Source organism: Haemophilus aegyptius, from assembly GCF_900475885.1.
In the GTDB taxonomy this organism is placed as follows: Bacteria; Pseudomonadota; Gammaproteobacteria; order Enterobacterales; family Pasteurellaceae; genus Haemophilus; species Haemophilus influenzae.
Genome location: NZ_LS483429.1, coordinates 1,331,975 through 1,345,963, shown reverse-complemented (window position 1 = coordinate 1,345,963; position 13,989 = coordinate 1,331,975). Strand labels below are relative to the sequence as shown.

The 13,989-nt window shown below is 35.8% G+C and carries 11 protein-coding genes, 1 pseudogene and 1 riboswitch; of the genes and pseudogenes, 6 read left to right on the top strand and 6 right to left on the bottom strand.

The genetic code is table 11. The features are described 5' to 3' along the window. Nucleotides 1-30 precede the first annotated feature (30 nt). From DQN49_RS07005 to DQN49_RS06985, 5 genes and pseudogenes are all read left to right on the top strand, one after another. Nucleotides 31-1,446, top strand: coding sequence for a replicative DNA helicase (locus DQN49_RS07005; protein ID WP_257005523.1), 1,416 nt, complete (start codon nucleotides 31-33; stop codon nucleotides 1,444-1,446). A gap of 9 nt (nucleotides 1,447-1,455) precedes the next feature. Continuing rightward, the gene (gene alr, locus DQN49_RS07000) at nucleotides 1,456-2,538 is read left to right on the top strand and encodes an alanine racemase (protein ID WP_006996414.1); all 1,083 of its coding nucleotides are present in this window, start codon (nucleotides 1,456-1,458) and stop codon (nucleotides 2,536-2,538) included. A 96-nt stretch (nucleotides 2,539-2,634) separates the two neighbouring features. Further along, complete coding sequence (pgi, locus tag DQN49_RS06995; protein ID WP_013527751.1) at nucleotides 2,635-4,284, top strand: glucose-6-phosphate isomerase; 1,650 nt, start codon at nucleotides 2,635-2,637, stop codon at nucleotides 4,282-4,284. Nucleotides 4,285-4,357: 73 nt separating this feature from the next. Beyond that, nucleotides 4,358-4,842 (top strand): annotated as a pseudogene (locus DQN49_RS06990) (transposase). A gap of 90 nt (nucleotides 4,843-4,932) precedes the next feature. Further along, complete coding sequence (locus DQN49_RS06985; RefSeq protein ID WP_006996416.1) at nucleotides 4,933-5,904, top strand: glycosyltransferase family 2 protein; 972 nt, start codon at nucleotides 4,933-4,935, stop codon at nucleotides 5,902-5,904. A 184-nt stretch (nucleotides 5,905-6,088) separates the two neighbouring features. On the opposite strand, the gene DQN49_RS06980 is transcribed toward DQN49_RS06985, so the two are convergent. The 3 genes from DQN49_RS06980 to DQN49_RS06970 are packed head-to-tail and all read right to left on the bottom strand — an operon-like array spanning nucleotide 6,089 to nucleotide 7,450. Continuing rightward, nucleotides 6,089-6,553, bottom strand: coding sequence for an outer membrane lipoprotein (locus DQN49_RS06980; RefSeq protein ID WP_006996417.1), 465 nt, complete (start codon nucleotides 6,551-6,553; stop codon nucleotides 6,089-6,091). Between the two features lie 25 nt (nucleotides 6,554-6,578). Then, entirely contained in the window at nucleotides 6,579-6,875 is a 297-nt protein-coding gene (locus DQN49_RS06975) for a hypothetical protein (RefSeq protein ID WP_006996418.1), read from the bottom strand. A 5-nt stretch (nucleotides 6,876-6,880) separates the two neighbouring features. Further along, the gene (locus DQN49_RS06970; RefSeq protein ID WP_006996419.1) at nucleotides 6,881-7,450 is read right to left on the bottom strand and encodes a VOC family protein; all 570 of its coding nucleotides are present in this window, start codon (nucleotides 7,448-7,450) and stop codon (nucleotides 6,881-6,883) included. Between the two features lie 79 nt (nucleotides 7,451-7,529). On the opposite strand from DQN49_RS06970, the gene argS reads away from it, so the two are divergent. Next, nucleotides 7,530-9,263: an arginine--tRNA ligase gene (argS, locus tag DQN49_RS06965; RefSeq protein WP_006996420.1), complete on the top strand. Its 1,734-nt coding sequence runs from the start codon at nucleotides 7,530-7,532 to the stop codon at nucleotides 9,261-9,263. A gap of 285 nt (nucleotides 9,264-9,548) precedes the next feature. Here the strand turns inward: argS and ilvN are convergent, their stop codons facing one another. The 3 genes from ilvN to DQN49_RS06945 form a co-directional block, all read right to left on the bottom strand. Further along, nucleotides 9,549-10,040 carry an acetolactate synthase small subunit gene (gene ilvN / locus DQN49_RS06960; protein ID WP_005647229.1) on the bottom strand — a complete coding sequence of 164 codons (492 nt, stop codon included), beginning with the start codon at nucleotides 10,038-10,040 and terminating at the stop codon, nucleotides 9,549-9,551. Continuing rightward, nucleotides 10,040-11,761, bottom strand: coding sequence for an acetolactate synthase 3 large subunit (locus DQN49_RS06955; RefSeq protein WP_006996421.1), 1,722 nt, complete (start codon nucleotides 11,759-11,761; stop codon nucleotides 10,040-10,042). Before DQN49_RS06955 ends, ilvN begins: the two co-directional genes overlap by 1 nt. 266 nt (nucleotides 11,762-12,027) lie before the next feature. After that, nucleotides 12,028-13,548: a Na+/H+ antiporter NhaC family protein gene (locus DQN49_RS06945; protein WP_006996423.1), complete on the bottom strand. Its 1,521-nt coding sequence runs from the start codon at nucleotides 13,546-13,548 to the stop codon at nucleotides 12,028-12,030. 57 nt (nucleotides 13,549-13,605) lie between these two features. After that, nucleotides 13,606-13,782: riboswitch (Lysine riboswitch) on the bottom strand. Nucleotides 13,783-13,989: the final 207 nt, after the last annotated feature.

Below are 13,989 nucleotides of genomic sequence, written 5' to 3'. Positions count from 1 at the left end.
CGGTATCATAGGCGACATTCTAGTATCGAAATAAGTCCTATGGCATCACAACCTCAAATCAAATCTTCAGACAAAAAAACAGCACAAGTTAGCATTCCTCCGCACTCAATTGAGGCTGAACAAGCCGTGTTGGGTGGCATCATGCTGAGCAATCAACATTGGGATGGCATTGCTGAACGTGTGATTGCTGACGATTTTTATACTTTTCAGCATCGTCTAATTTTTACAGAAATGGAACATCTAATGCGTAATCAATCGCCTATTGATTTAATTACGCTAGATCAAGCCTTAAGAAGCCGTGGTGTAAGCGATGAAGTAGGTGGATTTGCCTATCTAGCAGAGCTTTCCAATAATACTCCGAACGCCATTAATATTTTGGCTTATGCAGATATCGTGCGCGAGAAAGCCATATTACGAGAACTTATTTCGGTAGGGAATCGCATTGCCGAAAATAGCTATTCTCCTAAAGGGCAAGACATTAAGTTAATTCTTGATGAGGCTGAGCGTGAAGTATTTGCGATTGCAGAAAAACGAACAACTTCTAGCGAAGGCCCGCAGAATGTGATCAATGTGCTAGAAAGTACCATTGAAAAAATCGATATTTTAAGCAAACTTGAAAATCATTCTGGCGTAACAGGCATTACGACAGGTTTCACTGATCTTGATAAAAAAACGGCTGGTTTACAACCTTCTGACTTAATTATCGTTGCGGCACGTCCGTCAATGGGTAAAACTACTTTCGCCATGAACCTTTGCGAAAATGCCGCAATGGCAAGTGAAAAACCTGTTTTAGTATTTAGTTTAGAAATGCCTGCAGAACAAATTATGATGCGTATGATCGCTTCCCTTGCTCGTGTTGATCAAACTAAAATCCGTACAGGGCAAAATTTAGATGAAATCGAGTGGAACAAAATTGCCAGCGTAGTAGGAATGTTCAAGCAAAAAAATAATCTTTTTATCGATGATTCTTCAGGTCTAACACCTACCGATGTTCGTTCGCGCGCACGCCGAGTTTATCGTGAAAATGGTGGATTAAGTATGATTATGGTGGATTATTTGCAATTAATGCGCGCACCCGCATTTTCAGATAACCGAACATTAGAAATCGCAGAAATTTCTCGTTCCCTCAAAGCACTCGCCAAAGAATTACAAGTGCCAGTAGTCGCCCTTTCTCAGTTAAATCGTACTTTAGAGCAACGTGGAGACAAACGCCCTGTAAACTCAGATTTACGTGAATCTGGCTCCATTGAACAAGATGCAGACTTGATTATGTTTATTTACCGAGATGAAGTCTATAACGATAACTCGGAAGATAAAGGTGTTGCAGAAATTATTATCGGTAAACAGCGTAACGGCCCAATTGGTCGAGTGCGGTTAAAATTTAATGGACAATTTTCACGCTTCGACAATCTCGCCGAACAACGTGAATATCGAGATGATTATTAAGGAAAAATAATGAACGTAAAACCGGCGACAGCGAAAATCAGTTCGCACGCCTTAAAACAGAATTTAGAAATAATTAAACAAAAAGCACCAAATAGCAAAATTATTGCGGTGGTTAAAGCAAACGCTTATGGTCACGGCGTTGTATTCGTTGCTTCAACCTTAGAACAAAGCGTCGATTGCTTTGGGGTAGCACGTTTAGAAGAGGCTTTAGCATTACGCTCAAACGGCATCACTAAACCGATTTTATTGCTTGAAGGCTTTTTCAATGAACAAGATTTGCCTATTCTAGCCGTTAATAATATTGAAACCGTGGTACACAATCACGAACAGCTTGATGCTTTAAAACGTGCGAATTTACCAAGTCCAATTAAAGTTTGGTTAAAAATAGATACGGGAATGCATCGCTTGGGCATTGCTCTTGATGAAGTGGATTATTTTTATCAAGAACTGAAAAAACTCCCTCAAATTCAACCGCACTTAGGCTTTGTCAGCCATTTCAGCCGAGCCGATGAACTAGAATCAGATTACACTCAGCTCCAAATCTATCGTTTTTTATCCGCCACAAAAGATAAACAAGGTGAACGCACTATCGCAGCTTCTGGCGGCATTCTTTTCTGGCCTGAATCTCATCTGGAATGTATCCGCCCAGGCATTATTATGTACGGCATTTCTCCAACTGATACTATCGGTAAAGAGTTTGGCTTAACGCCAGTGATGAATTTAACCTCGTCATTAATTGCCGTTCGCCATCATAAACAAGGCGATCCTGTAGGTTACGGCGGTATTTGGACAAGTCCACGAGATACCAAAATTGGCGTGGTCGCAATGGGTTATGGCGATGGTTATCCGCGCGATGTGCCAGAAGGTACGCCTGTTTATTTAAATGGCCGTCTTGTACCAATTGTTGGACGTGTGTCAATGGATATGCTCACTGTTGATTTAGGTGCAGATAGCCAAGATTTGGTAGGCGATGAAGTAATTCTATGGGGTAAGGAATTACCTATTGAAACCGTAGCTAAATTCACAGGCATTTTAAGCTACGAGCTAATTACAAAATTAACACCTCGTGTTATAACTGAATACGTTGATTAATCACTGCATTTTTTGAATAGAGGGAGTCATTCTCCCTAATAAAAATTCCAGAAAGTGCGGTTAAAATTTTGATTATTTTTAATGAAAGGAAATACCATGAAAAATATTAACCCAACTCACACCCAAGCGTGGAAATCTCTCGAAGCACATAAAGCTGAATTGTCAAACACCACCATCCAAGATTTATTTAAACAAGAAAAAAATCGTTTTGACGATTATTCTTTAACATTCAATAACCAAATTCTTGTCGATTTTTCCAAAAACAACATCAATCAAACAACCCTTTCACTTCTTCGCCAACTTGCTCAAGAATGCGCACTTGATAGCGCAAAAGAAGCGATGTTTACTGGCAAAAAAATCAATCATACAGAGAATCGTGCCGTGCTGCATACTGCACTTCGCAATCGCACTAATACGCCAGTACTTGTTGATGGTAAAGATGTCATGCCTGAAGTCAATGCTGTGCTAGCTAAAATGAAAGATTTCTGTCAGCGTATTATTTCTGGCGAATGGAAAGGCTATACGGGTAAAGCCATTACGGATGTTGTGAATATTGGTATTGGTGGCTCTGACTTAGGCCCTTATATGGTAACCGAAGCACTTCGCCCGTATAAAAATCATCTAAATATGCACTTTGTTTCAAATGTCGATGGTACACATATTGCGGAAACCTTAAAAAAAATCAATCCAGAAACAACACTTTTCTTAGTCGCATCTAAGACTTTTACCACTCAAGAAACCATGACAAATGCACAAAGTGCGCGTGATTGGTTACTAAAAGCAGCGAAAGATGAAAGTGCGGTTGCAAAACATTTTGCAGCATTATCAACCAATGCTAAAGATGTAGAAAAATTTGGTATTGATACAAATAACATGTTTGAATTTTGGGATTGGGTTGGCGGTCGTTACTCTTTGTGGTCAGCTATTGGTCTTTCAATTGCACTATCAATTGGCTTTGAAAACTTTGAAGCGTTATTAAATGGCGCGCATGAAATGGATAAACATTTCTGCTCTACTCCAATTGAAAAAAATATCCCCACCACTTTAGCATTAGTTGGTTTATGGAATACCAATTTCCTTGGTGCGCAAACAGAAGCGATCTTACCTTATGATCAATATTTACATCGCTTCGCGGCTTATTTTCAACAAGGTAATATGGAATCAAATGGTAAATATGTGGATCGTGATGGCAATGTCATTAACAATTATCAAACTGGCCCTATCATTTGGGGAGAACCTGGTACAAACGGACAACACGCGTTCTATCAATTAATTCATCAAGGTACCACTTTAATTCCTTGTGATTTTATCGCACCCACTCAAAGCCACAACCCATTGGCAGATCATCACAATAAATTGCTTTCAAACTTCTTTGCACAAACAGAAGCATTAGCATTCGGAAAAACAAAAGAGGAAGTCGAGGCTGAATTTGTAAAAGCGGGGAAATCTTTGGATGATGTGAAAAATATTGTTCCATTTAAAGTATTTACGGGTAATAAGCCAACTAATTCGATTCTCGTTCAAAAAATCACGCCATTTACTTTAGGGGCATTAATTGCGATGTATGAACATAAAATATTCGTACAAGGTGTGATTTTTAATATCTTTAGCTTCGATCAATGGGGTGTAGAACTAGGCAAACAACTTGCAAACAGAATTCTTCCTGAATTAACAGATTCTGAAAAAGTAGCAAGTCATGACAGTTCAACTAATGGATTAATTAATCAATTTAAAGCATGGCGTTAATTATTTGGATTTGAATAATTCTAGAGCTGTCACAAATAACGACTAAAAACTCTATTTAGGTTAAGATAATCAAATGAGAGAAAGTCGCTTAAGTCAATAAACAAAATAAACTTATTGAGATATTTCTGGCAAGTGTGACAGCTCTAGCCGCAGCTAAGTTGGTAAATATAAATAAATTTCAGCTTATTACTTTCATCGTCTACCATTGTTTATCACTCAAAGCAGCCTACATATGGAAATGTTTGAAAGTGAAATTCAAGCGAATGAAAGCTATTTTGGTGGTGCTCTGAAAGGTAAACTTGGTCAAGGAGAAGCTGGAAAAACTTCGTAATTTGTTTTTTGAAACGAAATGGCAAAGTAACACCGTGGTGGTTATGAATATGCAATCTGCAACACTGTTACCGATTATTCGAGAAAAGGTAAACAAGGTAGTATTATTTATATGAATTTCTACAGAGGTTATGATATTCTTAAGCTATATTTAAAGGAATATGAATGGCGTTTTAATCACAGTGATTAAAAAAAACTCAAATTTCTATTTCAAAACAATTAATTTAGGAGAGTTTTAATTGGTTGTCTATGCATCTCCTTTTGTTATTTAAATAACGTATAAAATAGTTTAAAGAAGAGTGTAAAATTAGAGCTTATATGGAAAATTTCCCATTAGTATCGGTTATTGTTTGTGCTTATAACGCTGAGCAATATATAGATGAAAGCATTTCATCCATTATTAATCAGACTTATGAAAATCTAGAAATTATAGTTATCAATGATGGTTCAACAGATTTGACTTTGTCTCATTTAGAAAAAATATCTAAATTAGATAAAAGGATAAAAATTATCAGTAATAAATATAATTTAGGATTCATAAATTCTTTGAATATAGGCCTTGGTTGTTTTTCAGGTAAATATATTGCGAGAATGGATGCTGATGATATAGCTAAACCATCGTGGATTGAGAAAATAGTTACCTATCTGGAGAAAAATGATCATATTACAGCAATGGGATCATACTTAGAGATTATTGTAGAAAAAGAATGTGGAATTATCGGTTCTCAATATAAAACTGGAGATATATGGAAAAATCCATTGCTACATAATGAGATTTGTGAAGCTATGCTTTTCTATAATCCGATACATAACAACACTATGATTATGAGAGCAAATGTATATAGAGAGCATAAATTAATCTTTAATAAAGATTATCCGTATGCAGAAGATTATAAGTTTTGGTCAGAGGTTAGTAGGCTTGGTTGTTTAGCTAATTATCCTGAAGCATTAGTAAAATATAGACTACATGGAAACCAAACATCATCAGTTTATAATCATAAGCAAAATGAGGTAGCTAAAAAGATAAAGAGGGAAAATATTACATATTACCTTAATAAGATAGGTATAGATATAAAAGTAATTAATAGTGTGTCGTTGCTAGAAATATATCATGTGGATAAAAGTAATAAAGTGTTGAAAAGTATACTTTATGAGATGTATATGAGCTTAGATAAATATACTATAACTTCACTCTTACATTTTATTAAATATCATCTTGAATTATTTGATTTAAAGCAAAATTTAAAGATTATAAAAAAGTTCATAAGAAAAATAAATGTTATATTTTAGATAGAGTGTTCAGAAAGGGGAGGAACAAATTCCAAGTTTTCTAAAGGACTAAATTCTAATTTAGTCCTTTAAATTTATCTTAGATAGACGATAAATATATATTTTAAATGAATTTAATTATAAAAAATCAGTGCCTTACTAAGTTAAGACACTGATTAATCATATTAGACTTTAATGCTATTGGTTATAGCACAGAAACATTTAAGCTTGAGCCACCACCAACAATACGAACTCGGCGACCAGCTACAAAACTGCTGTCAGCCTTTTGAACAACAACGATCTCTTGACCATCATCTTTCTTAATTACAAGTTCAGCACCGTTTACTTGACTCATTTTTTCTTCGATTTTGCTTCCAGCTATTGCACCGCCAATTGCGCCAACTACTGCAGCAATAGCTTGACCACGACCACCGCCAATTGCACTACCAGCAATACCACCTAAAGCTCCACCACCAAGCGTACCTACTACACCTTGATTATCAGCTTGGATTTTAACAGGGCGTACAGAAACAATCGTACCATAAGTAATTGAACGCGCTTCCTTTGCTTGAGATGCGCTATAAACATCACCGCTGAAAATATCTGTATTTGCACAACCAGTTACACTAAAAGCAACTAACAGTACTAATGCCATATTTGTTTTTTTCATATAATATTCTCTATATTAGAAGGAATTAAAGTGGGTTTCTTGGAGAAAAAGTTGAAATGTTTTTAGTATTACCATTGTCAGATACTAAAACACAAGCACCAACAACTAAAGTTGAATCATACTTATGCACAATAACAACCTCCTCTCCTTTCTGCTGGTTACCAGAACAATCATTTTTACGAACAGTTAATTTTAGATTTTTGCCTTCCATTTGACTAAAAATAATTTGACCTTTATAAGTACCCTCCTCCTTTTGAAAAGCAGAACAAGCACTCAAGCCTACTGTAGCTAAAACAACAAATGCAAGTGATAATTTATTCATTTTTACTAAACCTCAAGTATTTTTTTTATAGAATAAGGATGAACCTTAATGCAAGTATGATTTACTGTTTTATCCGTAAAACTTACTGCAATAGATGGATTTGGTAATCTTTCCCCATCCACTTTAGGCTCGCTCACTTTAATGGTTAATTGAGTTAATTTGTCCCATAAAAAATACATATTAACACGGTTAATCCATTCATTTATCGATTCTTTCGGTAAAAATGGCATTACAATCTCAATATGTTCCCATCCCTCAATTGGATATTTTTTATTTTTAGGAAGTGGAAGTTCAATAATATCCACAAATTGATTGGCAAATTTAACTGGTTTTTCTAATTCAATAAGATAAATCTTACGACCATTAACAATATTACCAGATAAGATTTTACCACACTTTAATAAAAGTATCAGCCAATTTTTAGCACTTTGCTCACTATTTACCCGTAATGCAAGATGATCAATTTCATAGTGAGACAGATCTATTGTCATTTCTTTGGCTAAATGCTGAATTTTTCTTTCAAATATTGCTAAATCTGCTAAAAGTGCGGTTAAATTTTCCTGTAAATTTGTCATTTTGTCCCTTTGAGAAATATACAAAGAACGGTATCATAACCGATTATTTTTATTATTCAATTTGAACATAGGAAAAAACGTGAATATTCAATCTATTCTATCCGATAAAATTAAACAAGCGATGATTCTTGCAGGTGCTGATCAATCTTGCGATGCGCTTATTCGTCAATCAGGAAAACCACAATTTGGCGATTATCAAGCCAATGGCATTATAGCTGCGGCAAAAAAATTAGGTTTAAATCCACGAGAATTTGCTCAAAAAGTTTTAGACAATCTTCAACTATCTGATATTGCAGAAAAATTAGAAATCGCAGGTCCAGGTTTTATCAATATTTTCTTAAATCCAACTTGGCTAACAACTGAAATTTCAGCTGCACTTTCCCACAAAAATTTAGGTATTCAAGCTACCAATAAACAAACAGTTGTGATTGATTATTCATCTCCAAACGTAGCAAAAGAAATGCACGTAGGTCATTTACGCTCTACGATAATCGGCGATGCTGTAGCCAGAACCCTTGAGTTTTTAGGTCACAATGTCATCCGCGCTAACCACGTAGGCGACTGGGGAACGCAATTCGGAATGCTTATTGCTTATCTTGAAAAAATGCAAAATGAACACGCCAGTGAAATGGAATTACAAGATCTTGAAGCCTTTTACCGCGAAGCCAAAAAACATTACGATGAAGATGAAATATTCGCAGAAAAAGCACGTAATTATGTTGTAAAATTACAAAGTGGAGATGAATATTGTCGAACGATGTGGAAACGTTTAGTCGATATCACTATGCAACAAAATCAGCACAACTATAATCGCTTAAACGTGACTTTAACCGAAAAAGATGTGATGGGTGAAAGTCTTTATAATCCTATGTTACCAAGCATCGTAGAAGATCTTAAAAAACAAGGTTTGGCTGTGGAAAATGATGGTGCATTGGTTGTTTATTTAGATGAATTTAAAAATAAAGATGGCAACCCAATGGGTGTAATCGTTCAAAAAAAAGACGGCGGTTTCCTTTATACTACAACAGATATTGCTGCAGCAAAATATCGTTATGAAACATTAAAAGCTAATCGCGCCCTTGTTTTTTCAGATACTCGCCAAAGCCAACATATGCAACAAGCTTGGTTAATTACTCGTAAAGCAGGTTATGTACCAGATAGTTTCTCGTTAGAGCATAAAAACTTTGGGATGATGCTTGGTAAAGATGGCAAACCATTTAAAACCCGTACCGGTGGCACGGTGAAATTAGCCGATCTATTAGATGAAGCAATTGAACGTTCCACTGTATTAATTAATGAAAAAAATACAAATTTATCTAATGATGAAAAAGAAGCCGTGATTAAGGCTGTCGGTATCGGTGCGGTAAAATATGCGGATCTATCCAAAAACCGCACCACGGATTACGTTTTTGATTGGGATAATATGTTAAGTTTCGAAGGTAACACGGCACCTTATATGCAATATGCTTACACCCGTATTCGTTCGATCTTTAATAAAACAGATATAAATTCAACCGCACTTTTGGCTGCACCTTTAACTATTAAAGATGATAAAGAAAGAACGCTTGCAATCAAGCTTCTACAATTTGAAGAAGCCGTGCAAACTGTCGGAAAAGAAGGCACACCACACGTGCTTTGTGCTTATTTATATGAACTTGCTGGCATCTTCTCGTCATTCTACGAACATTGTCCAATTTTAAATGCTGAAGATGAATCTATAAAATTAAGTCGTTTGAAATTAGCATTATTAACGGAAAAAACCTTAAAACAGGGTTTAACGTTACTCGGTATTAAAACCGTAGAAAAAATGTAATTTAGATAATTAAAATCCCTTTCTCAGGAAAGGGATTTTTTATACTTGTTTACTGAATAAAAAAAGTGCCCCATTGGAGCACTACTCGGAAAGCAAAATAGATGTCGGCTATTTAAGATAGCACTTGTTTTTAGTGGTATCAGAATAAAGAAATCCGATCAGTTATGCAAGTACATATTTTTAAATTTGTGAACTTGGTCACGATTTTTTTATAAAAAACAAATGTATTTATAATAAAGTGCGGTAAAATTCTATTAAAATATTTCCGCACTTTACGCCCCTACTTTAAAGAATATTCTTTTCTCCACGAGACACACTAATCAATCCAGAACGAACAATTTCTAACAATGTGGTTTCTTCTTTCAATGCAGAAATAAACGCATCAACTTTATCATTTGTACCGCTTAATTGAATTGTGTAAGACTTTGGTGTGACATCTACAATTTGACCGCGGAAAATATCTGCTAATCGTTTAATTTCATCGCGAGATGACCCCACTGCTCTTACTTTCGCTAAAACAATTTCTCGTTCTATATGTTCCTGCTCACTTAAATTAACCACTTTAAACACATCCACTAATTTATGAAGTTGTTTTTCGATTTGCTCCAATGCCTGAGCATCGCCCACAGCTTCAATGGTCATTCGAGAAAGCGTTGGATCATCCGTTGGCGCAACCGTCAAACTTTCAATATTAAAGGCACGTTGAGAGAATAAACCAACAACACGCGACAATGCTCCCGATTCATTTTCGAGTAAAACAGATAAAATTCTACGCATTAGTTTGTCTCCTCTTGAGGTTTACTTAAAATCATTTCATTCATTGCGCCACCACGAATTTGCATTGGATAAACGTGTTCAGATTCATCTACATTAATATCTACAAAGACTAATTTATTTTTAATACTGAATGCTTCTTGCAATTTGCTTTCAAGTTCATCGGGAGTAGCAATTTTTATTCCTACGTGACCGTAAGATTCTGCCAATTTCGCAAAATCAGGCAAGGAATTCATATAGGTTTGCGAATGGCGACCAGAATAAATCAAATCTTGCCATTGTTTTACCATTCCCAAGAAATGATTATTCAAACAAATAATGACAACAGGAATGCCATATTGTGTTGCGGTAGAAAGCTCTTGAATATTCATTTGAATACTACCATCGCCAGTAACGCAAACAACAGTTCCTTCAGGATGAGCTAATTTCACACCAAGTGCCGCAGGAAAACCAAAACCCATTGTGCCTGCACCACCAGAATTAATCCAATGACGCGGTTCATCGAATGGATAATGTAACGCAGCAAACATTTGGTGCTGACCTACATCAGAAGCCACATAGGCTTGTCCTTTCGTGAGGCGATATACCGCTTCCACGACTTGTTGCGGTTTAATCACGCCTGAAGTGCGGTCAAATTCCAAACATTTTTTTGCTTTCCATTGGTTGATTTCTTGCCACCAACTTTCAAGATCTGTTTGAGATTTTAATCCCTCTTCATTCAATAAACCCAAAAATTCTTCCAATACATTTTTCGCATTTCCGACAATTGGAATCGCTACTGGCACATTTTTAGAAATTGAGGTTGGATCAATATCAATATGAATCACTTTTGCATTTGGGCAATATTTTTCTAAATTATTTGTCGTACGATCATCAAAACGAACGCCAATCCCCAAAATAAGATCACTTTCGTGCATTGCCGTATTCGCTTCTAAAGTACCATGCATACCCAACATACCTAAGAATTGTTTATCCGTACTTGGATAAGCACCCAATCCCATTAATGAGGAAGTCACGGGTAAATTTAAACGTTGTGCAAACTGAATTAACTGCTCACTACATTCAGCAGTGATTGCACCACCACCGACAAAAAGTATTGGTTTCTTCGCCACTAAAAGTGCTTTTAACGCTTTTTTAATTTGACCTTTGTGTCCATTCACTGTTGGATTATAAGAACGTAACTCGACATATTCAGGGTATTCATAAGGATATTTAAAATTAGGATTTACAGTGTCTTTTGGAATATCCACAACAACAGGACCTGGACGACCCGTAGATGCAATATAAAAGGCTTTTTTCAAAGTAGATGGAATATCTTCCGCCTTTTTGACAATAAAGCTATGCTTCACAACGGGACGAGAAATACCCAGCATATCACATTCTTGGAAAGCATCACTGCCAATTAAATTGCTCATAACCTGACCCGAAATGATAACCATAGGCACAGAATCGGTATAAGCCGTTAAAATGCCAGTGATAGCATTTGTTGCACCAGGCCCCGAAGTCACTAGCACACATCCAACTTTACCCGTTGAACGTGCGTAACCATCCGCCATATGCACCGCGGCTTGTTCGTGGCGAACTAAAATATGTTCAATACTACCCAGCGTATGAATTGCATCATAAATATCTAATACCGCGCCTCCGGGATAACCAAATACATACTCTACGCCTTCATCACGTAAAGATTGAACCACCATCTCTGCGCCAGATAACTTCTTCATTTTTCACTCCTTAAATTCACCGCACTTTTAAAAATACGAACAGATTATGTCAATATTCCACATCATACAAAGTAAAAAAAATTTGTCTAGCCACTAAAATAACAAAAAAATCAATTAAAAAAATATAAAAAACCAAAGATAAATGAAAATTTAGTTTTTTATAAATTTTTCCATCAATAAAAATAAAAAAATGCGACAAAATGCCGCATTTTATAAAATAGTAAAAATATTATTTTTTATTCAAATTTTTGAATTAGATCACACTTTTAGCGTTTTTTAACTGCAAATACAATGACAATCAATGAAACTGCCGTTGCTGCAAAACCAGCTAAACCTGAATAAGTAAACCCTACCACAATGTAACCAATAGAAGTCGCTGTTGCAACTGTGGCAGCATAAGGAAGCTGAGTAGTAACGTGATCAATATGATTACATTTCGCGCCCGTTGAAGACAAAATTGTTGTATCCGACACTGGCGAGCAATGATCGCCACATACAGCCCCTGCCATTACTGCAGATAAACAAGGAAGCAATAATTCTGGTGCGACATTCGCTGCCATTGCTGCGGCAATTGGCAACATAATACCGAATGTTCCCCAGCTCGTACCTGTTGAAAATGCCATCGCTGCACCAAGAACAAAAAGTATAACAGGCAAAAATTGCATTGGAATATTACCAGACACAAGAGAAGATAGATATTTACCTGTTTGCATATCGCCTACTATTTTATTAATTGTCCAAGCAAAGAATAAAATTGCGATTGCGCCTGACATTGATTTAATTCCCACAATCCAAGAACGTGCATATTCAGGAACACTCACTTGACGATCAAGAATAATTAATAAAGTAGAAATAATAATTGAACAGAATCCACCTACAACCAAAGATGTTCCTACTACGGTGTTTTCAAATGCACCTAAAACACTAAACACTTTGCCATCCGCAGCCAATGCCTCTGCACCCGTGTAAATCATCATTGAAACTGTAGCGATAATTAAAACTAAAATAGGTAATATAAGATTACGCACCTGACCTTTTGTACCCGTTTCTTCTTCCAACTGATCTTCAGTATTTTTCAAAGCTAATTTTTCGTGACGCACCATTGAAGCAATATCAAAAGAAAAATATGCCACAAAAAACACCATAATAATGGAGAAAATTGCATAGAAGTTCATTGAACTCATTGCTACGAATGCACCAATTGGTGTGTACTCCGTGATCGAATAAGTCGCTAATAAACCACCTATTAAAGTAATAATGTATGCGCCCCAACTTGAAACAGGCATCATTACACACATTGGTGCTGCCGTTGAATCTAAAATATAAGCAAGTTTCGCACGAGAAACTTTAAAACGATCTGTCACAGGACGAGCAATTGCGCCTACAGCGAGACTATGGAAATAATCGTCAATAAAAGTAACAAAAACCAATGACGCCGCTAATAATTTAGCACCACGACGACCTTTAATACGGCTTTGTGCCCATTCAGCAAAGGCACGATTACTACCTGATACGGTTAAAAGTGCGGTTAAAACACCAAGCAATAATAAGAACAAAACAATGTTCATATTTGAATTGATTTCACCATCGGCATAAACCAAAGAAACCACATTTTTTACCAAATAATTAAATGCGCTGCCGATTTGCCAATCGCTTAACATTAATGATCCAATAATAATCCCCGCACTAAGGGAAACCAAAACACGGCGAGTTGCTATCGCCAAAATTATCGCCAACAAAGCAGGGACGATTGACCAAACAGATGATGAAAAATCAATAAGTTCCATTAAATAATACCTATAATTAATGGAGAGAACGGAAAGCACAGGACAGAATAAGACCAAAACAACCGTAGCACTCCATAGTTAATCAGAAAAACTATGACAGTGTCGCCCCTTTCGAGCACGCCACCAACCAAACAAAACGACTTTTATTTGATTTCGGCAACTATTCCTTTCTTTTTTCTTCTTCGTTATCCACTCTGAAAAAATACTTATAATAATTGCGCCTCTACTTTTGTAGTGATTAGAGAGATTACCGTAAAACAAACAAAATGCCAACAGATTTTATAAAAATTTTATAAACTTGAATAAAAATATAAAGAAAATAAACACAAAAAAATATATCTGTTTAGACCATTTATTTAATAATAGATATTTACAATAAATTTTATTTTCTCTATTATTAAATAAATTTTCCCACATTTAATGTTATTTATTGAGGTTTAT